Genomic DNA, 24,451 nt, shown 5'->3' on the forward strand with positions numbered 1-24,451 from the left:
TCCTGTCAGAAACCGGCGGCGCTGCCGTTGCTGCGCGGATCGCTTGCGCCTTCAAACATACCGTTGTTGTGACGAACAATGGCACCTGCATGGCCGACGGCCTCACTGTAGGCCGGCAGCGACTCCACGTCATGTCCTAACGCACGTAGCGCCTCCAGGGTGTCGGGCGCGAAGCGACTTTCCAGTTTGAGCGAGTCCGACAGCTGGCCCCAGGTCCGCCCCAGCAGCCAGCGAGGTGCGCTAACGGCCTGCTGCAGCGGCAGGCGCTGAATAACATGGCGGGTAAAAATGGCTGCCTGAGTTTGCGGCTGGCCATCGCCGCCCATGGAGCCGTATACCATGGTGCGACCATCCTTCAGGCGTGCGGCGGCAGGATTCAGCGTATGGAAGGGTTGTTTACCGGGCGCCAGCGCCAGCATATGGTCGGGATCGAGGCTAAAAGCCGCGCCCCGGTTTTGCCAGACAAGTCCGGTGCCGGGCACCACTACACCGCTGCCAAACTCATGATAAATACTTTGGATAAAGGAAACGGAAAGCCCGCTGCTGTCCATCACGCCCATCCAGACGGTATCGCCAGGCCCGCGACCGGTTCCCCAGGGCGCAGCGCGATCATCCTGAATCTGGCTGGCGAGGGTGGCGAGGGTTTCGCCGTCAAGCAGTGCCTGCAGATCCTCAACCACATGGCGGGGATCGGTAATATGCTGATCCCGAAGGGCAAACGCTTTTTTGGTGGCTTCGACGATACGGTGGATCGTCTGCACCTCATCTGCGTTCGCCATGTCCAGATGATCCGTGATGCCCAGTATGGCCAGCGACACCATACCTTGTGTCGGTGGCGTGATATTCCAGATATCGCCTTCGCTGTGGCGAATATGGAGCGGCGTGACGCGGCGAGCCCGTTGCTGCTGTAAATCCGCCAGGGTGATGGGAATGCCCAGATTGACCATTTCTTCCGCAAGGTGCTGTGCCAGCGTGCCGCGATAAAAACTGTCCAGACCTTCTTCGCTCAGCAGGCTCAATGTACGGGCTAAATCAGGCTGGGTGAAACGGCTGCCTTCCGCTGGCACATCGCCGTCCGGTAAAAACGTGGCGGCAAAGCCAGGCAGATGCTGTAGCTCGTCGCGCTTCGTCCGCGTCGCCGCGGCTTGTGAGGCGGTGACGGGAATGCCATCGGCAGCATAGCGAACAGCATCGCGGAGTAAGCGCGGTAAAGGCAGGGTGGTTCCCCCCAGTTCTGCGGACAGGTCCAGTGCCGCCTGCCAGCCGCTCACCGTGCCCGCCACCGTCAGGGCCGCTTTAGGCCCACGATGAGGGATATGGGTTTCCCCCTTATAGAAGTCAAAATTCGCCAGCGAACCCGCTCTGCCACTGCCATCAATGCCAACCGGATCGCCTTTGCCTGGCATGATCAGCCAGAATCCGTCACCGCCCAGCCCATTCATGTGCGGATAGACCACCGCAATCGTCGCCGCGGCGGCCACCATGGCCTCAATCGCGTTCCCCCCTTCCCGCAGTACCGCCAGCGCACTTTCACTGGCCAGATGATGCGGCGTCACGGCCATGCCTAACGGGGCCAAATTGCTCTGAATCATGCTCTTCTCATTCTGTTTTTCAGGGTACAAAGCAAAAGGTTAAGCAAGAGCCGTTCCAGTTTTTAAGAAGACAACGTCTCTGGACAGGTTTATCTGGCCCAAATTATGCTAGCTTCTGTGGCAATCCCGCGATTGAAACAAAAGTTACAGGACCTGAATGAAACAGCTTGATGAGCGACTCAGAACGCATTACCCCCAGCTTTCGCCGCAGGAGCAGCGTATAGCCGACTTTATTTTTGACCACTTTGATGACCTGATTAGCTATAACAGTGCCGAGCTGGCACGCCTGAGCGGTGTCTCAAAAGCCACGGTGAGCCGACTGTTTAAGCGCCTGGGCTATGACAAATATAAAGACATGCGCGATGAGCTCCGTACCCTGCGCCAGAGCGGTATGCCGTTAACGGATAACCGGGATGCGGTACAGGGAAATACCCTGCTGTCGCGGCATTACAAGCAGGAAATGGCCAATCTGACACAATGGGTTAACAGCATTGATCCTCAGCAATTCGCCGATGTGATCGCCCAGCTGGCGCAGGCAAAACGTATCTATATTGTTGGCATGCGTAATGCCTATCCGGTGGCGCTGCATCTGCGTCAGCAGCTCATTCAGACGCGTGCTCAGGTGCATATTCTGCCCCAGCCGGGCCAGACGCTGGCAGAGGATTTGGTGGACATCACGCCGGAGGATATGGTGGTCGTGATTGCGTTTCGCCGCCGCACCCGCATTATTCAGCCGTTAATGCAGCAGCTGCAAAGCGCAAGGATTCCGGTACTGGCGCTGTGTGAGCCCCAGGCGCAGAGCGTGATTTCACTGGCGCGCTGGCAGTTTTGCGCCCCGCTGGACAGCGTCTCCGCCTTCGACAGCTACGCCTCGGCCATGAGTCTGGTGAACCTGCTCGCCAACGCCCTGCTGCATGAATTACTGGCGCTGGGGCGGCCGCGTATTCATCAGATTGCCGATCTTTATCAGCACCTTGATGAGCTGGAGCACCGTTAGCAGGCACCATTTTGGTGCTTTGCCCCTTTTTGGACCGTCTCCCGGGGTGACTCGGGAATCGCATTACGCTTAGTAAAAGCCGCCATTTCAGCGTTAATCCGCATTTATCCCCCACCCGTTGCGTTGGCACATTAGTTGCAGAATGCCAATCATAAGAATCTTTTGTTTCACATAATCTCACCGGGGTGCATAATGAAAAAAGTATTAATGGCCGTTGTCGCGGCAGCCGTACTGATGGCACAGGCAGGCAGCGTGCTGGCGGATCAACTGCAGGACATCCAGAAACGCGGCGTGCTGCGAGTGGCAGTGCCGCAGGATTTCCCACCGTTTGGCTCCGTGGGGACCGATCTGCAACCGCAGGGCTATGACATCGACATGGCAAAGTATCTGGCCAAACAGATGAAACTTAAGTTGCAACTGGTGCCGGTCAGCAGTGCCAACCGTGTGCCTTATCTGCAGACGGACAAGGTGGATCTGGTGATCTCCAGCATGGGGAAAAATCCTGAGCGTGAAAAGGTGATTGATTTCAGCCGGGCTTACGCGCCGTTCTTTCTGGGCGTTTTTGGACCTAAAGGCGATCATCTGAAAGATCCCGCGGCGCTGAGCGGCAAGTCGGTGGGTGTCACCCGTGGTGCGGTGGAAGATATGGTGCTGAGCGAGGTGGCGCCGAAAGACGCGCAGGTGAAACGTTATGAAGATAACAACACCACGTTATCAGCCTACCTCTCCGGACAGGTGCAGTATGTCGCTACCGGCAACCTGGTCGTCGCAGCCATTACGCGTCAGAACCCGGCTAAAGCCCCTGTTGCGCAGTTCATGCTGAAAGACTCGCCGTGCTATATCGGACTGAAAAAAGACGAGCCGGCACTGAAAGAGAAAGTGAATGCGCTGATCGACCAGGGCATTAAAGACGGCACGCTGAACAAAATGTCCGAAGAGTGGCTGAAAGCGCCGCTGCCAGCCAACCTGGGCGCATAAGGACGGGGCAATGACCGGGCAACTTAATTTCCCTGCATTGTTGCCGTACTGGCCGGAGTTGCTCTCCGGCCTGTGGGTAACGATCCAGTTAACGGTGCTGGCGACGGTCGGCGGCGTCAGTATCGGCATTATCGGCGCGGCGCTGCGCAGCGGTAAACCCAGTTGGTTAAGCCGCCTGTGGGGCATCTATGTCGAACTGATTCGTAATACGCCGTTTGTGGTGCAGCTGTTCTTTATTGTGTTCGGTTTACCCAACCTGGGGCTGAAACTCACCGCAGGGGAAGCCGCACTGCTGGCGATGCTGGTTAACCTGGGTGCCTATAGCACGGAAATTATCCGGGCGGGCATTCAGGTCACGCCAAAAGGGCAGTGGGAAGCCGGTCGGGTGCTGGGATTAACGCGCAGCCAGACCTTTCTGCGCGTGGTGTTGCCACCGTCGCTGCAACGGATTTATCCGGCGCTGGTGAGTCAGTGCATCATTGTGATGCTGGGATCGTCGGTCGTCTCGCAGGTCTCCTACGAGGAGCTGACCTTTGCCGCCAACCTGATTCAGTCACGTACGTTTTTGAGTTTCGAAGTCTACTCGGTGACCACGTTGATCTACCTGGCGTTGTCGATAGTAATGCGTCAGCTGCTGCTGGCGATTGGCCGCAAGTGGCTGGGGGTGCAGGCATGATGACAACCTTTACCGACTGGGACATCGTGCGCAACCTGCTGCTGGCCGCGCGCTGGACGATTGCCCTGTCGCTGGTGGCCTTTTTAGGCGGTACGCTCGTGACGTTACCTCTGCTGTTTTTACGTCTGTTAAAGCGTAAATGGCTGACGCGAATCATTCGCGCGTACACCGAGCTGTTCCAGGGCACACCGCTGCTGATGCAGCTGTTTCTGGCTTTCTTTGGCGTCGGGCTGTTTGGCATCGACGTTGCGCCCTGGACCGCTGCGTCGCTGGCGCTGACCTTTTATACCAGTGCCTATTTGCTGGATATCTGGCACGGCAGTATTCAGGCGCTGCCAAAAGGGCAGTGGGAAGCGTCACGCTGCCTCGGCCTGAACTTTGGTCAGACGCTCACGCGGGTGATTGCGCCTCAGGCGATCCGCATTGCGATTGCCCCGACAGTGGGGTTTGCTGTGCAGGTGATTAAAGGCACCGCGCTGGCCTCCATTATCGGATTTGTCGAGCTGACCAAAGCCGGCACCATTTTGAATAACGTGACCTACCAGCCGTTTAAAGTCTTTGGGCTGGTGGCACTGGGCTACTTCCTGATGTGTTATCCGCTGTCGCGTTACAGCCAGTATCTGGAGAAAAAATTCAATGCCGCTCATCACCATTAATCAGGTCCAGAAGTATTACGGCACCAACCATGTTTTGAAAGGCGTGGATCTGGATATCGATATGGGAGAAGTGATCTCGATTATCGGTCGCAGCGGTTCCGGCAAAAGTACACTGCTGCGCTGCATGAACGGGCTGGAAGGCTATCAGGATGGCAGCATTAAACTCGGCGGCATGACCATCACCGACCGCGACTCACAGGCGCGCGAAATCAGCCGCTCCGTAGGGATGGTATTTCAGAACTTCAACCTGTTCCCACATATGACGGCGCTGGAAAACGTCATGCTGGCACCGCGTCGGGTTCTGAAAAAAAGTCAGGCCGAGTGCCGCGAACTGGCAGCCCGTATGCTGGAAAAAGTGGGGCTGGGCGAGCGGCTGGATTATTACCCGTCCAGCCTGTCAGGCGGACAGCAACAGCGCGTAGCCATTGCCCGCGCACTGGCCATGGAACCCCGGGTATTACTGTGTGATGAGATCACCTCAGCCCTGGACCCGGAGCTGGTCGGCGAAGTGCTGAAAGTGCTGGAGCAACTTGCCGCCGAAGGCATGACGTTAATTCTCGTCACCCATGAAATGAACTTCGCCCGCGATGTGGGCGATCGTGTGGTCTTTATGCATCAGGGGCGCGTCTGGGAACAGGGGGACAGCAAAACACTGTTTGCCCATCCGCAGACGGCGGAGCTAAAGCAGTTTATTTCCTCTGTGCGTCTGTGAGTGCTTAACAAGGAATTCACTATGGATATCTCTCAATTTTCGCAAATTAATCCGCCTCAGCGCCTGTTAATGGGCCCCGGTCCGATCAATGCCGATCCGCGTGTGCTGCGCGCGATGTCGAGCCAGTTGCTCGGACAATATGATCCGGCGATGACCCATTACATGAATGAAGTGATGGCGCTCTATCGCGGCGTGTTCCGCACCGAAAACTGCTGGACGCTGCTGATCGACGGTACCTCACGCGCCGGTATTGAAGCGATCCTGCTGTCGGCGATTCGCCCTGGCGATAAGGTGCTGGTGCCAGTCTATGGCCGTTTTGGTCATCTGCTGTGTGAAATCGCCCGTCGCTGCCGGGCCGATGTGCACACCATTGCGGTGCCGTGGGGAGAGGTGTTTACGCCCGATCAGATCGAAGATGCGATTAAAAAAGTAAAACCGCGTTTGCTGTTGACCGTACAGGGCGATACCTCAACCACTATGCTGCAGCCGCTGGCGGAGCTGGGGGCGATCTGCAAAAAATATGGTGTGCTGTTTTACACCGATGCCACGGCATCGCTGGCGGGCAATGCGCTGGAAACCGATGCATGGGGCCTGGACGCGGTGTCCGCCGGCATGCAGAAATGCCTGGGTGGCCCGTCCGGAACTTCGCCGATCACGCTGAGCGATGAGATGGCAGCGGTGATCCGCCAGCGCAAATGCGTAGAGCAGGGGATCCGCACGGATGCGCACCAGGATGGCGATGACGAGATGATCTACTCCAACTATTTCGATCTCGGCATGATCATGGATTACTGGGGCCCGGAACGCCTCAATCACCACACTGAAGCGACCAGCGCCCTGTTCGGCGCGCGTGAATGCGCGCGTCTGATTCTGCAGGAAGGGCTGGATAACGGGATTGCGCGCCACAAGCTGCACGGCGAAGCGATGTTAAAAGGCATTCAGGGGATGGGGCTGGAAACCTTTGGCGATCTCAGCAACAAAATGAGTAACGTGCTGGGCGTAGTGATCCCTCAGGGCGTCAATGGCGATGAGGTCCGTAAGCTGATGCTGGAAGATTTCGGCATTGAAATCGGCACGTCGTTTGGTCCGCTGCATGGCAAAGTCTGGCGCATCGGCACGATGGGTTACAACGCGCGCAAAGACTGCGTGATGCAAACCCTGGCCGCGCTGGAAATGGTGTTGTCGCATGTCGGTTACCGCACGCCACAGGGCGCGGGCTCGCAGGCGGCATGGAACCACTACGGGAGCCATGCATGATGATGAATGCCAGCGAGGCTCAGGTTGCCGCCCGGCGCGTGATGGCGCGCTGTGATGCGCTGGCTGAGATCAGTGAAAGCGAACAAGGGCTGACACGGGTTTATCTGTCGCCGGAACACCTGCGTGCCAACGCGCGCGTCGGTGAGTGGATGCAGGCCGCCGGTATGACGGTCTGGCAGGATGAAGTCGGCAATATCTGCGGCCGCTACGACGCGGCCCAGCCTGGCGCACCTGCGCTGCTGCTGGGCTCGCATCTGGACACGGTTCGTAATGCGGGCCGCTATGACGGCATGCTGGGCGTGCTGAGCGCGATTGAAACCGTGCAGTGGCTCCACGATCGCCAGCGTCGCCTGCCCCTGGCCATTGAAATCATCGGCTTTGGTGATGAAGAAGGCACGCGTTTTGGCATTACCCTGCTGGGCAGTCGCGGCATTACCGGCACCTGGCCTGACAGCTGGCCGACCCATCCTGACGGCAATGGCATTACGGTGGCACAGGCGATGCAGGATGTCGGCCTGGACGCCAGCCAGATCTCACGCGCCGCTCGTAACGTCAGCGACATCGTGGCCTATCTTGAACTGCACATAGAGCAGGGGCCTTGCCTGGAGCAGGAAGATCTCGCGTTGGGTGTGGTTACCGCGATCAACGGTGCCCGTCGCCTCAATTGCTGTTTCACCGGTGAGGCCGGTCATGCCGGAACCGTACCGATGGCGCATCGTAAAGACGCGCTGGCCGCTGCCGCAGAGTGGATGGTATTCATCGAGCATACCACGCGCGAGCAGACTTCACCGCTTGTCGCTACGGTGGGCACGCTGAACTGCGCGCCGGGCGCGGTGAACGTCATTCCGGGGGAGGTGCATCTGTCTCTGGATGTGCGTGGACCCGAGGACGCGCCGCTTGAATCGTTGCTGTCCTCGTTGCTGACCCAGGCGGAAGCCATTGCACTGCGTCGCGGTTTAACCTTTAGCGCGCAGGAGTATTACCGTATCGCGGCAACGGCCTGCGATGCCGGATTGCAACAGGCGCTGAGCCACGCGGTAGAAACCGTTCAGGGACGCTGCCTGGCGCTGCCCAGCGGGGCGGGTCATGATGCTATTGCCATTGCAGAGCGCTGGCCGGTGGGGATGCTGTTCGTGCGTAACCACCGCGGCATCAGCCACCATCCGGCAGAATCGGTGAATGAAGCCGATGTCGCGCCAGCGGTTCAGGCCTATTTGCAGACGATTTGCCTCCTTGCGGAGCAGCATTAATATGGATCTGGATACCTTTAACCAGTTACCGGAAGCCGCTGCACAGCTTGCCCTGTCCCACTGCGTTGCGCTGCCGCACTGGCAGCTGGCGCTGGTGGCGGCCCGCCCGTTTCACAGTCTTGATGCCCTGCTGACTGAAGCACAACGGCTGACACAGGACTGGCAGGAGGACGATCTGAATCAGGCGCTCTCCGCTCATCCACGTATCGGGGAAAAGGCGCAGGGCAATGAGAAGGAAAAACAGTTGTCGCGTAGCGAACAGGCGGCCATGCAACACGCAGACGACGCGTTACATCAGGCCATGGTGCGGGGCAATCAGGCATATGAGGCGCGCTTTAACCGGGTATTTTTGATTCGGGCCAAAGGACGCAGCGCACAGACGCTGCTTGATGAACTCACGCGGCGGCTGGACAACAGCCCGGAAACCGAGCAACAGGAAGCCCTGGCGCAGTTGCGGGAAATCACCCTGCTGCGCTTAAAGGAGAGTTTTTCATGAGCACCATCAGCACTCACATTCTGGATACGGCGCTGGGAAAACCCGCGCCGGGCGTTGCCATGTTGCTGGAACAGCACACGGCACAAGGCTGGACTCCCTGTGCACAAGGCGTCACAGATAACGATGGTCGTCTGAAGGATCTGACACCTGAGCCACTTGCGTCTGGGCAGTATCGCCTCACGGCAGATATTGGCGCCTACTTTCGCGCGGACGGACGGGAAACCTTATACGTCAGCGCACAAATTGATTTTGTCCTCACGGAAAGCGGCAGCCATTACCACTTGCCCTTTTTGATATCCCCCTGGAGCTGGTCCACCTATCGCGGCAGCTGACGGGTCCATCGGGCGCAGCTTTTTTTTCGCTGCGCTTGAAAGCTAATGGCTATCAATACCTTCGGCCCATCCGACTATATTCCTGCTAACGCCAGGGTTATCTTAGCGATGACAATGTGAAGGCAACGGAGCCGATAATGAGCACGCCAAAAGATAATGATGTAGCCGCTTCAGGTAAATGTCCCTTTCATCACGGTAAATCGGAAGAAGAAAGCGTTCTGGCTCGTGGAGCCGGTAGTGGTACCAGCAATCGCGACTGGTGGCCAAATATGCTGCGCGTGGATCTGCTGAACCAGCACTCCAACCGCTCTAATCCCCTCGGCGAGAACTTCAACTACCGCGAAGAGTTCAGCAAACTGGACTATTCCGCACTGAAAGCCGATATCCGGGCGTTGCTCACCGACTCCCAGTCATGGTGGCCTGCCGACTGGGGCAGCTACATTGGTCTGTTCATCCGCATGGCGTGGCACAGTGCCGGCACATACCGCACTATCGATGGCCGTGGCGGCTCCGGTCGTGGTCAGCAGCGTTTCGCGCCGCTGAACTCCTGGCCTGACAACGTCAGCCTGGACAAAGCCCGTCGCCTGCTGTGGCCGGTCAAACAGAAATACGGCCAGAAAATTTCCTGGGCCGACCTCTATATTCTCGCGGGTAACGTTTCGCTGGAAAACTCAGGTTTCCGTACCTTTGGTTTTGGTGCCGGTCGTGAAGACGTCTGGGAACCGGATATGGACGTGGACTGGGGTAACGAAACCGAGTGGCTGGCCCACCGTCATCCCGAAAGTCTGGCTAACGCCCCGCTGGGCGCAACCGAAATGGGGCTGATCTACGTGAACCCAGAGGGGCCTGAAGCCAGCGGCGATCCGGCATCTGCCGCGCCAGCGATTCGCGCCACCTTTGGCAACATGGGCATGAACGATGAAGAGATCGTCGCGTTGATCGCAGGCGGGCATACGCTGGGTAAAACCCACGGTGCGGCGGCGGCCAGCCATGTTGGCGTCGATCCGGAAGCGTCACCCATCGAAGCTCAGGGCTTTGGCTGGAACAACAGCTACGGCAGCGGTGTCGGTGCCGATGCGATTACGTCGGGTCTGGAAGTCGTCTGGACGCAGACGCCAACTCAGTGGAGTAACTACTTCTTTGAGAACCTGTTTAAATATGAGTGGGTGAAAACCCATAGCCCGGCAGGGGCCATTCAGTATGAAGCCGTTAACGCAGAAGCCATTATTCCGGACCCGTTCGATCCTGAGAAAAAGCGTAAACCCACCATGCTGGTTACGGACCTGACGCTGCGTTTTGATCCGGAGTTCGAGAAAATCTCTCGCCGTTTCCTTAACGATCCGCAGGCCTTTAACGAAGCCTTCGCCCGCGCCTGGTTTAAACTGACGCACCGCGATATGGGGCCAAAAGCACGTTACATCGGGCCAGAAGTACCGAAAGAAGATTTACTGTGGCAGGATCCGTTACCGCAGCCGACTCATCAGCCCACGCCAGCGGATATCAGTGAGCTGAAGGCGAAAATCGCGGCGTCAGGTCTGAGCGTGAGCCAGCTGGTTTCAGCGGCCTGGGCGTCGGCATCAACCTTCCGGGGTGGCGACAAACGTGGCGGAGCGAACGGTGCCCGTCTGGCCCTGGCACCGCAGAATAGCTGGGCTGTGAACGCCAGCGTGATTAACGACGTGTTACCGAAACTGCAGCAGATTCAGCAGGAATCCGGCAAGGCCTCGCTGGCTGACGTCATCGTCCTTGCGGGCAGCGTCGGTATCGAAATGGCCGCCGCCGCTGCGGGCGTGGCCGCGCAGGTCCCCTTTACGCCAGGTCGTGTGGATGCTCGTCAGGATCAAACCGATGTCGAATCCTTTAACGTGCTTCAGCCGCTGGCGGACGGGTTCCGTAACTACCGTCGCGTGAAAGGCGGCTCGTCAACCGAAACCCTGCTGCTGGACAAAGCACAGCAGCTGACGCTGAGCGCGCCGGAACTGACGGTGTTACTGGGTGGTCTGCGTGTGCTGGGGACCAACTTTGACGGCAGCCATCATGGCGTCTTTACTGACCGCGTCGGCGTCCTGAGTAACGACTTCTTCGTAAACTTGCTGGATATGCGCACCGCCTGGCGTGCGACCGACAGCAGTGAAGAGATCTTTGAAGGCCGTGACCGTCAGAGTGGCGAAGTCAGGTTCAGCGCCACGCGTGCCGATCTGGTGTTCGGTTCCAACGCCATCCTGCGCGCCCTGGCGGAAGTCTATGCCAGCAGCGATGCGAAACAGAAGTTTGTTACTGACTTCGTGGCGGCCTGGACAAAAGTAATGAATCTGGACCGTTTCGACCTGCAATAACTGACTGAAGCGCCCCGGCCTGGCCGGGGCGCTTTTATTCTGCCAGCGTAAAGCCATCCGCATCCCGCCACGCCGGAAACCGCTCGCGATAAGCCTGCAGATCGGCAAGCGACAGCGACGTCTCAACCTTACCTGCCGTAAAGGGCTCACCTGCAGCCAGCACCTCGCCTTGCGGTGAAATAATTCGGCTGTCCCCACTGTACTGATGTTGGTTGCCATCGCTGCCCACGCGATTGCAGCCCGCGACAAACGCCTGATTCTCAATCGCCCGGGCCAGCAGTAGCGCCTGCCAGTGCAGCGCGCGCGGCGCAGGCCAGTTGGCCACATACAACGCCAGATCGTAGTCATTTTGGTTGCGCGAAAAGACCGGAAAGCGCAGGTCGTAACAGATTTGCGGCAAAATGCGCCAGCCGCGCCACTGAATCACCGTGCGCGCCGTGCCCGCGACGTAATGCTGCTGCTCATCCGCCATGCGAAACAGGTGTCGCTTGTCATAGTGATGCAGCGTGCCATTCGGCTCAACCAGCAAAAAACGGTTCACGGCACCCGCTGGCGTTTGTATCGCGGCACTGCCGCCCACCAGCGCATTCGTGCGCTTCGCATGACGGTGTAGCCATGTCACGACCTGCTGTTGCGGCAGGGCCTGCTGTGCAGCCTCCATCGCAAAACCGGTGGTGAACATCTCCGGCAGAATAATCACATCCCGGTCTGTCATGTCAGCCAGCAGATTATCGAAATGGCGCAGGTTAGCCTCGCCATCCATCCACGTCAGCGGCGCTTGCAACAACGTAATGGCTAAAGACGACATAAGCGCTCCGCTGCGGCGTCGAGCGTCGCTTCCTGTTTTGCAAAGCACAGCCGGATCAGTTTGTGTGGGAAAGGCGCTTCACAGAAGACCGACAGCGGGATCGCGGCCACGCCCACTTCGCGCGTCAGCCACTGGCAAAACTGCACGTCATCCAGCGCCGATATAGCGCTGTAGTCCGCCAGCAGGAAGTAGGTGCCTTCGCACGGTAAAATGCGGAAACGGCTACGGCTCAGTGCCTGTATCAGTCGGTCACGGCGCGCGCGATAGAAGTCGGGCAGCTCACGATAATGTTCAGGATGCTGGCGCAGCATATCGGCAATCGCCAGTTGAGCGGGTGTGTTGACGGAAAAAGTGAGGTACTGATGGATCTTGCGGATTTCTGCGCTGATCGCCGCGGGGGCGACGCAGTAACCCACTTTCCAGCCGGTCATGTGAAAGGTTTTGCCAAACGAGGAAACCGCCACCGCACGTTGACGCAGTTCGGGGTGCGCCAGCACGCTGGCATGACCGTCCTGGGCAAAACAGATGTGCTCATAAACCTCATCGCTCAGCACATAGATTTCCCGGTCAGCAATCGACTGCCATAAGGCCGCATAGTCCGCCTGGTGCCAGACGCTGGCCGAGGGATTATGTGGCGTATTTAAGATAACCAGTCGGGTTTTATCGCTTAACAGCGCGGAGAACGCCGGCCAGTCAACTGCAAACGTGGGCGGCTGCAGGGTGAGGCGTTTCAGTACGCCGCCCGCCAGTTGCACCGCGGGCGCATAGCTGTCGTAACTGGGATCGAAGCAGATCACCTCGTCACCTGGGCGAACCAGGGCAGTGATCGCGGCATACAGCGCTTCGGTTGCGCCTGCGGTCACGGTGATATCGCTGTTCACATCGGGACGATAGTCGTACAACGCAGCGGTCTTTTCGGCAATGGCTTCGCGTAACGGTTGTGCGCCGGTCATGGGGGCATACTGATTGGCACCCTGACTGACATGATAAGCCAGCCTGTCCTGCAGGTAGCGCGGACCATCAAAATCCGGAAAACCCTGGGAAAGATTGATGGCGTTATGCTGCTGTGCCAGCGCGCTCATCTGCGTGAATATCGTGGTGCCGAGGGCGGGTAACTTGCTCTCAGGCGTGAGGATGGATTGCGTCATGATTAGGTTGCCTTACGCGCAAAAACGGTTACGGAGAAACGCTGAGTTGCTGCCACTATAAACAGGATGCTAGTATTTGGCAATCAAGACGCTTAGACGGCTAAAAGGAAGAGTAATGTCCGATTCTCATGCTTTAGATCAGCTGGTTGCCGCCTGTCACTGGATAGGTGCGAAGGGCTGGGCGCCCGCCACCGGCGGCAATATGTCGGTGCGCCAGGATGCGCATTTCTGCCTGCTCAGCGAGTCAGGCAAAGATAAAGGCAGCCTGACGCGGGATGACTTTATTCAGGTCGACATTGCCACCAGCCAGGCCCCCTCGGGTCGCAGGCCTTCTGCCGAGACCGCACTGCACACGCTGATCTACCGCCTGTTTCCGGAGGCGGGCGCAGTACTGCATACGCACACGGTCAATTCCACCGTTCTGTCGCGCGTAGAGCAGGGCGCGGCGCTACTGCTGTACGGCTATGAGATGCAAAAGTCGCTGAGCGGTCAGTCCACGCATGAGGATACCGTGGCGATTCCGGTGTTTGATAACCGCCAGGATGTTGCCGAGCTGGCGTCAGAAATTGAAGATTATGCAGCCCGTTTTCCGCTGCGTTACGGCTTTCTGCTGCGTGGTCATGGCCTGACCTGCTGGGGCAACGATGTGGCAGAAGCGCGCCGCCATCTGGAAGGGCTGGAGTTTTTATTTGAATGCGAACGTCAACGTCGCTTGCTGGAGAAGGCATGATTAAGGCCATTGTTACCGATATTGAAGGCACCACCAGCGATATCCGTTTTGTACATAACGTCCTGTTTCCCTATGCCCGTGCCCATCTGGCCGACTATGTGCGCCAGCATAAGGCGCAGCCCACCGTTCAGGACGCGCTCAATGCCGTGCGTGCGGAGGCCGGACAGCCCGATGCCGACGTCGACAGCGTGATCGCCATCCTGTTTTCTTATATGGATGAGGACCGCAAATCGACCGGCCTGAAAGCGCTGCAGGGGATGATTTGGCGCGAGGGCTATCTGAGCGGGCGTTTTACAGGGCACCTTTATCCGGATGTCCTGCCTGCGCTCACGGCCTGGCACGCGCAAGGCATTAAACTTTATATATATTCCTCTGGCTCGGTCGCCGCGCAGAAATTGTTATTTGGCTACAGCGACGAAGGTGATATTACTGGTTTGTTTAGCGGTTACTTTGATACCCACGTGGGCGCCAAGCGCGAGGTAACGTCGTATCAAAACATCGCGGCGCAAACGGGCTTGCCGGCCGGACAATTGCTGTTCCTCTCTGATATTCATCAGGAGCTGGACGCCGCCAGACAGGCTGGCTGGCACACGTTGCAGCTGATTCGTGACGCGGCGGATGATGACAGCCATCATCGTCAGGTCGCTGATTTTTCTCAGATTAACCCGGAGTCGATTTGAAATGAGTGCACTGACCATTTTTAGCGATAGCGATCCGAGCCAGCCGTTGTGGCACAGCACCGATCCCGAGGCGATCCGTGAGCGTCTGAACGCCAAAGACGTTCGCTTCGAGCGCTGGCAGGCAGACCGCGATCTGGGCGAGAATCCCGATGCGGAAACGGTGATCAACGCCTATCAGCACGCCATTGACCGCCTGGTCGCCGAAAAAGGCTATCAGAGCTGGGACGTCATCAGTATGCGGGCAGACAATCCGCAAAAAGACGTGCTGCGCCAGAAATTCCTCTCAGAACATACGCACGGTGAAGACGAAGTGCGGTTCTTTGTCGAAGGCGCCGGGCTGTTCTGCCTGCATCTGGACGGTGAAATCCTGCAGATCCTGTGCGAAAAGAACGATCTGATTTCGGTGCCCGCAGGCACGCCGCACTGGTTTGATATGGGATCATCCCCGCATTTCACGGCGATTCGTATTTTTGATAATCAGGAAGGCTGGATCGCCAACTTCACAGGCGACAGGATCGCCGATGCCTACCCGCGCCTGGCGTAATTATGACGGTGCCTTCTGCGGGCGGCTGACTCAGCCGCCCGTTTTGTTTACTGTGGCTGAAAAACGCCAGCAGCCACCTGTGCCGGTGTGATCACGCCGGTATCCAGTACCCAACCACTGATGAGCGCCGCAGGCGTGACATCAAAGGCCGGATTAGAAACCTGAGCATCCGCGGGCGCCCACTGCACGCTGCCGAAGCTTCCCGACACACCGGTAACTTCACTGGCGGCACGCTGCTCAATCGGGATGGCATCCCCCGTCGGGCATTGACGATCCAGCGTGGTATGCGGCGCGGCAACATAAAACGGAATACCATGATAGTGCGCCAGTACCGCCAGGCTGTAGGTGCCGATTTTATTCGCCACGTCACCATTGGCGGCAATGCGATCCGCGCCGACCCAGACAGCATCAACCTTGCCCGCCGCCATCAGGCTGGCGGCCATCGAATCCGTGATCAACTGGTAAGGCACACCCAGCTCGCCCAGTTCCCAGGCGGTTAAGCGTCCTCCCTGCAACAGCGGGCGCGTTTCATCAACCCAGACATTGTGAACGTGGCCTTGTTGATGCGCACGCGCGATAACGCCCAGTGCCGTACCCACACCCGCAGTCGCCAGACCGCCGGTGTTGCAGTGGGTTAACAACTGACTGCCGGGTTTGACCAGCGCACAGCCGGCATCGGCGATGCGATCGCACAGCTGTTTATCTTCATGCACCAGACGCAACGCTTCTTCCACCAGGCTCGTTGCCATTTCTGGCTGCGCCAGCGCCTGTTTCATACGATCAAGGTTATTCATCAGGTTCACGGCGGTAGGGCGGGCGGCCCGCAGGGTGTCCAGCGATTGCGCCAGTTGCTCGCGTGATTCCCCCTGTTCTGCCAGCAGTGCCAGCAGCAGTGATGCAGATAAACCAATTAACGGCGCGCCGCGCACCCGCAGGGCATGAATATGGTCAACCAACTGCGCCACAGTATGGACGGGCAGCCAGTTCTTTTGCTGAGGCAGGGCCTGCTGATCCAGTATCCAGAGCTGGTTGTTGCGAACCTGTAAGCTTGTGGTTTGGAATGTCTGCATTGTCGGTGAAATCCATGTTGCGTTGATGACGGATATTGTGCCAACATGCGTAACGGATGTATAGACGTCTGAACGGCTTGTTACGAAAGATTAATCAGCTCCGGCGCACACCGGCGTTTGTTGATGAGGAAAGGTCAATGTCGCAATACCGTACATTCACCGCTGCCGATGCGGTTGAATATGCCAAACAGTTTGGTGGGCTGGAAGATCCCTCGGTTTTACGCAGTGCGGAAGAGATTGGTGATGGTAACCTCAATCTGGTGTTCAAAATTTACGACGACCAGGGCAACAGCCGCATTGTAGTCAAGCAGGCGTTGCCCTATGTGCGCTGTGTGGGCGAATCCTGGCCGTTAACCCTTGATCGTGCGCGTATTGAAGCGCAGACGCTGGTCGAGCATTACAAATATTGCCCGCAGCACACGGTCAACGTCACGCATTACGATGCAGACCTGGCGGTGATGATCATGGAAGATCTGTCCAGTCACCGTATCTGGCGCAGCGAGCTGGTGAAGGGCGCTTACTATCCGGAGGCGCCACGTCAGCTTGGCGAATATCTGGCCCAGACGTTGTTCCATACCTCAGACTTCATTCTGCATCCGCATGTGAAAAAAGCCGAAGTGGCGCGCTTTATCAATCCCGAACTGTGTGAAATCACAGAAGATCTTTTTTTCAACGATCCCTATACCGACCATGTGCGTAACAGCTACCCCGAGGCGCTGGAACCCCTGGTGGCATCGCTTCGTACCGATGAGGCGCTGCGCATTGCTGTCGCCGGGCTGAAGCACCGTTTCTTCAGTCATGCAGAAGCCTTACTGCATGGCGATATCCACAGCGGCTCCATTTTTGTGGCTGACGGTAGCTTAAAAGCGATCGACGCAGAGTTTGGCTATTTTGGACCGATGGGATTTGATGTCGGTACGGCATTGGGCAATCTGCTGATTAACTACTGTGGCTTACCAGGGCTGCTGCCGCCCCGTGAAGCCGCGGATGCGCGCGAGCAGCGCCTGAGCGACGTGCATGATGTCTGGCAGACCTTTGAAACGCGTTTTCTGGCGCTGGCGGAGAGCAAGACGCAGGATGTGGCCATGGCTTATCCCGGCTATGCGCAGGCGTTTCTGCGTAAAGTGTGGGCAGATACCATTGGCTATTGTGGCACCGAACTGATTCGCAGAACCGTTGGCATGTCGCATGTGGCGGACATGAAACTGATTCGGGATGAGGAGATGCGGACTGACTGCATTCGCAATGCGATTACCCTGGGCCGCACCCTGATTCTGGCGGCCGGGCACGTGGACGATGTGGATGCACTGATTGCCCGCATCCGCCAGGCGGGATAAAAAAAGGCCGACGTGATGTCGGCCTGATGGGTTATGCCGCCTCGCTGGGGCGCGCGGGCTTAGTCACATCCTGTCTGACCGGCACGGCCAGCGCATCGGCCTCAAACTCGTCCACGTTGATTGAACGCAGACGGCTCTCTTCGGCACGCTTCAGCACCTCTGCCTCTTTCTGATCGATCCAGCCCTGTTCCAGCGCCTGTTTAGCCAGCGCATCCAGGCGCGTAAACGAGAGGTGTTTTTTCTGCTGTTTGCACAGGCGATCGTGAATCACCTCAGCCGCCATCACATCCTGTAGCGCCTGCTCTAACTGGCCCGCCGGATTATGCTTGCTGGGAGCCAGATACTGACCACGACCTAAGCGCGTACGCGTCGCCGACGGCACCTGCAGCATTTTTGCCAGCTTATGATCCAGGCGATCGGACGGTGCCGGGCAGTGCTGACCACCGGCAAAGACCACCAGGCGCATGACGCCAGCGACCAGACGGTTCGGGAAATTGCTCAGCAGATCGTCCATAGCTTTCTCGGCTTTGTGCAAGGCATCCTGCACGCCCCAGTGCACCAGCGGCAGATCGGCTTCATGACGGCCTTCATCCTCATAACGTTTCAGCGTCGCCGAGGCCAGATACAGCTGGCTCAGCACATCGCCCAGGCGCGCTGACATACGTTCGCGACGTTTCAGGCTACCGCCTAACACCGCCATGGACACGTCCGACAGTAACGCCAGATTGGCACTGATACGGTTCAGGTGCTGATAATAGCGACGGGTGGCATCACGCGTTGGCGCGGCGCTGGTGCGTCCGCCCAGAAGGCCCAGCCACAGGCTGCGCATCGCATTGCTGCCAACGTGGCCAATATGGCTAAACAGCGCCTTATCAAAGCCCGCCACATCATTGCTGGCGGCGGCCGCCATTTCCTGCAACACATACGGATGGCAGCGGATAGCACCCTGGCCAAAGATGATCATACTGCGGGTCAGGATATTCGCGCCTTCCACGGTAATGGCGATAGGGGCACCCTGATAAGCCCGGGCCAGGAAGTTGCTGTCGCCCAGCATGATACCTTTACCCCCGGCAATATCCATTGCATCGATAATTGACTGTTGGGCGCGGTGGGTACAGTGATATTTCACAATCGCAGACAGCACCGCAGGTTTCTCGCCCTGCATAATGCCGGTGGTAATCAGCGTCGCGGCAGCGTCCATCACGTAGGCATTACCGGCAATGCGCGCCAGGGGTTCTTCAATCCCTTCCATTTTACCGATAGACAGTTTGAACTGACGGCGGATATGCGCATAGGCGCCTGTGGCCAGCGCTACGCTTTTCAGGCTGCCGGTTGAGTTAGACGGCAGGGTGATTCCACGGCCCACCGACAGACATTCCACCAGCATCCGCCAGCCCTGTCCGGCCATTTCCGGGCCACCGATAATGAAATCGATCGGCACGAAAATATCTTTACCGCGGGTTGGGCCATTCTGGAACGGTACGTTAAGCGGGAAATGGCGATGGCCGATTTCCACGCCCGGTGTGCTGGTGGGGATCAGGGCGCAGGTAATGCCCAGTTCGTCTTTGTCGCCCAGCAGATGGTCGGGATCGGAAAGTTTAAACGCCAGGCCCAGCACAGTGGCAATCGGGGCCAGCGTAATATAGCGCTTGTTCCAGGTAAGGCGCATGCCCAGCACCTGCTGGCCCTGCCACTCGCCCATGCACACAACGCCCGTATCCGGAATCGCTCCCGCATCTGAACCGGCTTCCGGGCTGGTCAGGGCGAAACAGGGGATTTCATCGCCACGCGCCAGACGCGGCAGATAGTGGTCTTTCTGTTTTTCCGTTCCGTAATGTTGCAGCAGTTCGCCAGGGCCCAGTGAGTTAGGCACGCCCACGGTAATCGCCAGAATGCCTGAGACGCCGGCCAGTTTCTGCAACACGCGCGCCTGTGCATAGGCAGAGAACTCCAGGCCGCCGTACTCTTTCTTGATGATCATGGCAAAGAAGCGATGGGCTTTCAGATGCGCCCACAGTTCTGGCGGCATATCGGCCAGTTCATGGGTAATCTGGAAATCATTCGCCAGACGACAGGCTTCTTCCACCGGCCCGTCAAGAAACGCCTGTTCTTCCGGCGTCAGTCGCGGTTGCGGGTAGTTATGCAGTTTCTGCCAGTCGGGTTTGCCCTGAAACAGGTCGCCTTCCCACCAGGTGGTGCCTGCATCGATCGCCTCTTTTTCCGTACGAGACATCGGCGGCATCACCTGCTGAAAGCGGTGCAGCATCGGTTTGGAAAACAGGCTGCGGCGCAGGCTGGTGAGGTTCAGCGGTAACAGGATAATCGCCAGCGGCACAAGCAGCCACGGCGTCCAGAGATGGACCACCGCCATTGCTGCGGTCCACAGCAACAGGATGATGCTGCTGAGTAGCAGCGAGATGCGGTGATAGAACAGTGCGCCAGTCAGCAGCACTGTCGCAAGAATCGAGACAACCATCATAATGAAGTGCTCCGTAAGTAGTAAGAGGTCTGACCTGTTATGATGAAGGTGTAATTCAGATGAGGGCATTTATCAATTTGTTTACATCGCAATTACAACCTGACTCACAAAATCAGCGAAAGCGCGAGCAACGCCCAGGCTGTGGTCGCGAAAAAGCGCGGCGCGAAAAGGATCCGGCGGGGTGATGCTATGCGTGCGTCAGCCATTCCGTTAAACTTGCTGTGATTACCCTCTCCTACAAAGGACAAGTCTATGTATCAGGACATTATTCGTTCAGAGCTCAACGAAGCTGCAGAAACGTTGAATAACTTTCTGAGTGACGACGCGAACATTCATACCATCCAGCGTGCAGCGGTGATGTTGGCGGACAGCTTCAAAGCGGGCGGCAAAGTGCTCTCCTGTGGCAACGGCGGATCACACTGTGATGCGATGCATTTTGCGGAGGAACTGACGGGCCGTTACCGTGAAAATCGTCCGGGCTACCCGGCGATTGCCATTTCAGACGTCAGCCACCTTTCCTGTGTGAGTAATGATTTTGGTTATGACCATGTCTTTTCCCGTTATGTAGAAGCGGTAGGGCGCCCGGGCGACGTGTTGCTGGGGATTTCAACCTCAGGTAACTCGGCTAATATCATCAAAGCCGTAGAAGCGGCGCGCGCCCAGGGGATGAAAGTGATCACGCTGACCGGTAAAGATGGCGGTAAAATGGCCGGCAGCGCGGACATTGAAATTCGTGTGCCCCATTTCGGTTATGCTGACCGTATTCAGGAGATCCACATCAAAGTGATTCATATCCTGATGCTGCTGATTGAAAAAGAGATGGTCAGGTAACAGCGTGTGTCGCCTCCTGACCGACAGGAGGCTTTTACTCTAAGGCGGTTGCTATGTGCGAATTGCTCGGGATGAGCGCTAACGTTCCCACCGATATTTGTTTTAGTTTCACCGGACTGGTGCAGCGCGGCGGCGGAACAGGGCCGCATAAAGACGGCTGGGGCATTACGTTTTATGAAGATAAAGGGTGCCGCACCTTTAAAGATCCCTTGCCGAGTTTTAATTCCCCCATTGCGCGCCTGGTGCAGGAATATCCCATCAAATCCCATTCCGTCGTGGCGCACATTCGCCAGGCGAATCGCGGCCCGGTTTCGCTGGAAAATACGCACCCCTTTACCCGGGAGTTATGGGGACGCAACTGGACCTATGCCCACAACGGACAACTGAAAGGTTACCGGCAACTGGAAACCGGCACGTTTCGGCCGGTAGGCGAAACCGACAGCGAAAAGGCCTTTTGCTGGATTCTGCATAAGCTGGCCACGCGCTATCCGCGCACGCCGGGAAACTGGCCTGCGGTTTTCCGCTACATCGGCGAGCTGGCGAGCGAGCTGCGGCAAAAGGGCGTGTTCAACATGTTGCTGTCGGACGGGCGCTATCTGATGGCCTTCTGCTCGACCAATCTGTTCTGGATCACCCGCCGTGCCCCTTTTGGCCGGGCGCAGTTGCTCGATCAGGATGTGGAAATTGATTTCCAGAAACATACCGGGGCGAACGACGTGGTCACGGTCATTGCCACACAGCCGCTGACGGGGAATGAAACCTGGCACCGGATCGTGCCAGGCGAGTGGGCCTTATTTTACCTTGGAGAGCGCCAGGAACGACTGTGATGCCGCTTCGGGTTGGGTGATGACCGGGCTGCTGTTCATCACATATCTGCCGCTGGCGACATTGACTGTCGGCGGTTGATGATACTTCGCAAAGTAGACATAACCCGGCTGAAGCTGCTTCCAGAAATCCGCGTAGGTCGAATAACGATGGCGCTGCATGTTGCTGTCCGTCATGCGGAACGGATAAATTGCAATATTCACTTCCTGCTGACCATTACGCAATGCCGCGTTCACATACGTGAAAATCTGATCCATATAGGCATTGGTCATGGCATAGCAGCCAATCGACTTACAGTCGCCGTGAATCATCAGGTAGTTGCCGCTGTAGCCCTGGTCACGGTCGTATTGATTCGGAAAGCCAATATTAATCGCGCGATAGAAACGGCTGTCAGGTTTAAGCTGATTCAGTTTTACGCTGTAGAAACCTTCCGGGCTTTTAAAATCGCCTTCACGGCGTTTTGGACCCAGACCGCCCGAAAAATTGCAGATGCGGTAAGTATCCAGCAAGCGGTATTCGTTACCAATCTTGCCGTACAGCTCAAGTGTCCGCTCTTCCTTAAAGATCTGAATATAAACCGGCGTGCCGATTAGCTGTTTCTTTAACTCTTTACTCACAGGGGCCAGTTGCTGAACCGGCTCGGGAGTCATTGCCATGCTGAGGGCTGGCAGTAAAAGCATCGCAAACAGAAGTGCGATTTTGCCCATGCTGTGTATACCTTGAAGTGAAGAAGAACAATGGCGCGTTATGTGCGCCTCTGTTTGCATTATCGGAACTTTCCGCTACCGCAGCGCAACATTAAACATTGTCTGTTTTTTTAGCAATACAGCACGGCGCAAAATGTCCATTTCTTTGGCGGAATGACGCCAAAAATTTGTAAACTTTGTTTGTTATTGCAAGAAATATTGCACAAGCCTTTCCGAACTGTATACTTATCCAGTACTGGAGGGGCGATGCGTAAGATCATTCATGTTGATATGGACTGCTTTTTTGCGGCGGTGGAAATGCGTGACGATCCCTCATTACGCGATATTCCCATGGCCATCGGCGGCAGCCGCGATCGACGTGGCGTTATCAGTACCGCTAATTATCCGGCCCGCAAATATGGCGTACGCAGCGCGATGCCGACCGGTATGGCCTTAAAGCTTTGTCCGCATCTGCGTCTACTGCCCGGACGGTATGACATCTATAAAGAAGCCTCCAGTCAGATCCGTGCCATCTTTTCGCGTTATACCTCGCTCATTGAGCCACTCTCACTGGACGAAGCCTATCTGGATGTCACCGACAGCCAGCACTGTCAGGGATCGGCCACGCTTATCGCGCAGGACATCCGCGCCACCATTTTTCGTGAAACGCAGCTCACTGCCTCTGCGGGCATCGCGCCCATAAAATTCCTTGCCAAGATCGCCTCCGATTTAAACAAGCCTGATGGTCAGTATGTGATTACACCGGCCCAGATGTCCGATTTCTTGCTGGCCTTACCGCTGGCAAAAATTCCCGGTGTAGGAAAAGTTTCAGCAAAAAAGCTCGAAGAGCTGGGTCTGCACACCTGCGCGGACGTGCAAAAAGCCGATTTGGCGCTGCTGCTTAAGCGTTTTGGCAAGTTCGGCAGAGTGTTATGGGAGCGCAGTCACGGCATTGACGAACGGGGCGTGGTGGTTGAACGCGAACGGAAATCGCTGGGTGTGGAGCGGACGCTGGCTGACGATATCGACAGTTGGGAGCGCTGTCTGGAAATTATTGATTACCTCTATGCCGAGCTTGATCGTCGCCTGACGCAGATTCGACCCGATAAGCACATTGCGCGCCAGGGCGTGAAGCTGAAGTTTAGTGATTTCCAGCAGACCACTCAGGAACATGTCTGGCCCGTGCTCAATAAAGAGGACATGATTGCCGTGGCCCGTAAGACCTGGGACGAGCGCCGCGCCGGACGTGGCGTCCGGCTGGTGGGGCTGCATGTGACGCTGGTGGATCCGCAGCTGGAGAGACAGTTGCTGCTGGGATTATAGAGGGGGCGCTTTCGCGTTGAGTGGGGGGATTACGGTTGTGCTCCGGCTCCATGAAACCCCTGCCTGTGGGATCGTGTTATTGATTTGGTGTGGTGTTGTCTGAGGTTTTGTCTGTTTGCCCGCGGGGCGGGGGAGATTACGGTCGTGCACCGGGAATTTTCCGCCCGCCAGGAGATGGCAGTTTCAGCCTGTCCGTGCAGGCGGCCGGGTTAAGGGGCTTACGCCAGCCCCTTAAAAATCCCGGCGGCCGCTCTTTCTTTAGCGCGCCGGATGCCGCCAGGAAACCCCTGCCTGTGTGATCGTGTTACTGATGTGGTGTTGTCTGAGGATTTGTCTGTTTGTCCAAGGGGCGGAGGTGATTACGGTCGTACACCGGGAGTTTTCCGCCCGCCAGGCGATGGCAGTTTCAGCCTGTCCGTGCAGGCGGCCGGGTTAAGGGGCTCGCGCCAGCCCCTTAACAATCCCGGCGGCCGTCAGCCGTCGCTGTTCCTTCGTCTCTCACTGCGGCCTGACGAACCGTCCGGATGCGCCGTCCCTGGCGCAGCCGTCCTCTGCGCGGCATCCCTGCCGCTCCGTCCTGGCCTCCGTTCCCTCCTCAGCGCGCCGGATGCCGGCAGGAAACCCCCCGCCTGTCAGTCCTGTTTTTTTAAAAAAAGCGGGTGTTGTCTGTTTGAATGTGTTCAGTGAGGCTTAAAAAGATAAAACTTG

At 57.4% G+C, this 24,451-nt stretch carries 23 protein-coding genes; 17 read left to right on the forward strand and 6 right to left on the reverse strand.

Annotation, left to right across the window (positions count from 1 at the left end; genetic code table 11):
• Window positions 1–5 precede the first annotated feature (5 nt).
• Window positions 6–1,592 carry a gamma-glutamyltransferase family protein gene (locus RAC65_RS21300; RefSeq protein WP_006118024.1) on the reverse strand — a complete coding sequence of 529 codons (1,587 nt, stop codon included), beginning with the start codon at window positions 1,590–1,592 and terminating at the stop codon, window positions 6–8.
• Between the two features lie 157 nt (window positions 1,593–1,749).
• On the opposite strand from RAC65_RS21300, the gene hpxU reads away from it, so the two are divergent.
• The 10 genes from hpxU (at window position 1,750) to katG (ending at window position 11,282) form a co-directional block, all read left to right on the forward strand.
• Window positions 1,750–2,589 carry a MurR/RpiR family transcriptional regulator HpxU gene (hpxU, locus tag RAC65_RS21305; RefSeq protein WP_033738523.1) on the forward strand — a complete coding sequence of 280 codons (840 nt, stop codon included), beginning with the start codon at window positions 1,750–1,752 and terminating at the stop codon, window positions 2,587–2,589.
• 192 nt (window positions 2,590–2,781) lie between these two features.
• Window positions 2,782–3,567 (forward strand): transporter substrate-binding domain-containing protein, encoded by a 786-nt coding sequence (locus RAC65_RS21310; protein WP_006118026.1) that lies wholly within the window; start codon window positions 2,782–2,784, stop codon window positions 3,565–3,567.
• Window positions 3,568–3,577: 10 nt separating this feature from the next.
• The gene (locus RAC65_RS21315) at window positions 3,578–4,243 is read left to right on the forward strand and encodes an amino acid ABC transporter permease (protein WP_006118027.1); all 666 of its coding nucleotides are present in this window, start codon (window positions 3,578–3,580) and stop codon (window positions 4,241–4,243) included.
• The gene (locus RAC65_RS21320; protein WP_033738775.1) at window positions 4,243–4,899 is read left to right on the forward strand and encodes an amino acid ABC transporter permease; all 657 of its coding nucleotides are present in this window, start codon (window positions 4,243–4,245) and stop codon (window positions 4,897–4,899) included. Before RAC65_RS21315 ends, RAC65_RS21320 begins: the two co-directional genes overlap by 1 nt.
• The gene (locus RAC65_RS21325) at window positions 4,880–5,611 is read left to right on the forward strand and encodes an amino acid ABC transporter ATP-binding protein (RefSeq protein WP_006118029.1); all 732 of its coding nucleotides are present in this window, start codon (window positions 4,880–4,882) and stop codon (window positions 5,609–5,611) included. Before RAC65_RS21320 ends, RAC65_RS21325 begins: the two co-directional genes overlap by 20 nt.
• Before the next feature lie 21 nt (window positions 5,612–5,632).
• Window positions 5,633–6,868: a pyridoxal-phosphate-dependent aminotransferase family protein gene (locus tag RAC65_RS21330; RefSeq protein ID WP_375097229.1), complete on the forward strand. Its 1,236-nt coding sequence runs from the start codon at window positions 5,633–5,635 to the stop codon at window positions 6,866–6,868.
• A complete protein-coding gene (hpxK, locus tag RAC65_RS21335; RefSeq protein WP_054632954.1) occupies window positions 6,865–8,118 on the forward strand; it encodes an allantoate amidohydrolase in 1,254 nt (417 codons plus the stop codon). The genes RAC65_RS21330 and hpxK overlap by 4 nt, the downstream gene beginning before the upstream one ends.
• A gap of 1 nt (window position 8,119) precedes the next feature.
• On the forward strand, window positions 8,120–8,614 hold the full coding sequence (gene uraD / locus RAC65_RS21340) for a 2-oxo-4-hydroxy-4-carboxy-5-ureidoimidazoline decarboxylase (protein WP_054632955.1): 495 nt from the start codon (window positions 8,120–8,122) through the stop codon (window positions 8,612–8,614).
• Window positions 8,611–8,946: a hydroxyisourate hydrolase gene (gene uraH, locus RAC65_RS21345; RefSeq protein ID WP_054632956.1), complete on the forward strand. Its 336-nt coding sequence runs from the start codon at window positions 8,611–8,613 to the stop codon at window positions 8,944–8,946. Before uraD ends, uraH begins: the two co-directional genes overlap by 4 nt.
• Before the next feature lie 137 nt (window positions 8,947–9,083).
• Window positions 9,084–11,282 (forward strand): catalase/peroxidase HPI, encoded by a 2,199-nt coding sequence (gene katG / locus RAC65_RS21350; RefSeq protein ID WP_033738531.1) that lies wholly within the window; start codon window positions 9,084–9,086, stop codon window positions 11,280–11,282.
• A gap of 34 nt (window positions 11,283–11,316) precedes the next feature.
• Here katG and RAC65_RS21355 read toward each other — a convergent pair whose 3' ends face one another.
• Window positions 11,317–12,090 carry an amidohydrolase gene (locus RAC65_RS21355; RefSeq protein WP_054632957.1) on the reverse strand — a complete coding sequence of 258 codons (774 nt, stop codon included), beginning with the start codon at window positions 12,088–12,090 and terminating at the stop codon, window positions 11,317–11,319.
• On the reverse strand, window positions 12,078–13,238 hold the full coding sequence (locus RAC65_RS21360) for a pyridoxal phosphate-dependent aminotransferase (protein WP_054632958.1): 1,161 nt from the start codon (window positions 13,236–13,238) through the stop codon (window positions 12,078–12,080). The genes RAC65_RS21355 and RAC65_RS21360 overlap by 13 nt, the downstream gene beginning before the upstream one ends.
• A 115-nt stretch (window positions 13,239–13,353) precedes the next feature.
• On the opposite strand from RAC65_RS21360, the gene RAC65_RS21365 reads away from it, so the two are divergent.
• The 3 genes from RAC65_RS21365 to RAC65_RS21375 are packed head-to-tail and all read left to right on the forward strand — an operon-like array spanning window position 13,354 to window position 15,192.
• Complete coding sequence (locus RAC65_RS21365; protein ID WP_054632959.1) at window positions 13,354–13,968, forward strand: methylthioribulose 1-phosphate dehydratase; 615 nt, start codon at window positions 13,354–13,356, stop codon at window positions 13,966–13,968.
• Entirely contained in the window at window positions 13,965–14,648 is a 684-nt protein-coding gene (gene mtnC, locus RAC65_RS21370) for an acireductone synthase (RefSeq protein ID WP_054632960.1), read from the forward strand. The genes RAC65_RS21365 and mtnC overlap by 4 nt, the downstream gene beginning before the upstream one ends.
• A gap of 1 nt (window position 14,649) precedes the next feature.
• On the forward strand, window positions 14,650–15,192 hold the full coding sequence (locus RAC65_RS21375; RefSeq protein ID WP_039338570.1) for an acireductone dioxygenase: 543 nt from the start codon (window positions 14,650–14,652) through the stop codon (window positions 15,190–15,192).
• A 47-nt stretch (window positions 15,193–15,239) separates the two neighbouring features.
• Here the strand turns inward: RAC65_RS21375 and mtnA are convergent, their stop codons facing one another.
• Window positions 15,240–16,262, reverse strand: a complete 1,023-nt coding sequence (gene mtnA, locus RAC65_RS21380; RefSeq protein WP_375097230.1) for an S-methyl-5-thioribose-1-phosphate isomerase — start codon at window positions 16,260–16,262, stop codon at window positions 15,240–15,242.
• A 137-nt stretch (window positions 16,263–16,399) separates the two neighbouring features.
• Between mtnA and mtnK the strand changes: the two genes are divergently transcribed.
• Window positions 16,400–17,599, forward strand: a complete 1,200-nt coding sequence (gene mtnK, locus RAC65_RS21385; protein WP_039338567.1) for an S-methyl-5-thioribose kinase — start codon at window positions 16,400–16,402, stop codon at window positions 17,597–17,599.
• 31 nt (window positions 17,600–17,630) lie between these two features.
• On the opposite strand, the gene fadE is transcribed toward mtnK, so the two are convergent.
• On the reverse strand, window positions 17,631–20,078 hold the full coding sequence (fadE, locus tag RAC65_RS21390) for an acyl-CoA dehydrogenase FadE (protein ID WP_375097231.1): 2,448 nt from the start codon (window positions 20,076–20,078) through the stop codon (window positions 17,631–17,633).
• 252 nt (window positions 20,079–20,330) lie between these two features.
• Between fadE and lpcA the strand changes: the two genes are divergently transcribed.
• Both lpcA and RAC65_RS21400 read left to right on the forward strand, forming a co-directional pair.
• Window positions 20,331–20,909: a D-sedoheptulose 7-phosphate isomerase gene (lpcA, locus tag RAC65_RS21395; protein WP_039338565.1), complete on the forward strand. Its 579-nt coding sequence runs from the start codon at window positions 20,331–20,333 to the stop codon at window positions 20,907–20,909.
• A 53-nt stretch (window positions 20,910–20,962) separates the two neighbouring features.
• Window positions 20,963–21,736, forward strand: coding sequence for a class II glutamine amidotransferase (locus RAC65_RS21400; protein ID WP_006118044.1), 774 nt, complete (start codon window positions 20,963–20,965; stop codon window positions 21,734–21,736).
• Here the strand turns inward: RAC65_RS21400 and dpaA are convergent.
• Window positions 21,701–22,441, reverse strand: coding sequence for a peptidoglycan meso-diaminopimelic acid protein amidase (gene dpaA, locus RAC65_RS21405; protein ID WP_033738547.1), 741 nt, complete (start codon window positions 22,439–22,441; stop codon window positions 21,701–21,703). The genes RAC65_RS21400 and dpaA overlap by 36 nt on opposite strands.
• 246 nt (window positions 22,442–22,687) lie before the next feature.
• Between dpaA and dinB the strand changes: the two genes are divergently transcribed.
• A complete protein-coding gene (gene dinB / locus RAC65_RS21410; protein ID WP_375097232.1) occupies window positions 22,688–23,743 on the forward strand; it encodes a DNA polymerase IV in 1,056 nt (351 codons plus the stop codon).
• Window positions 23,744–24,451 lie beyond the last annotated feature (708 nt).

This window comes from Pantoea sp. BS_8 (assembly GCF_041954965.1).
Taxonomy (GTDB): Bacteria; Pseudomonadota; Gammaproteobacteria; order Enterobacterales; family Enterobacteriaceae; genus Pantoea; species Pantoea stewartii.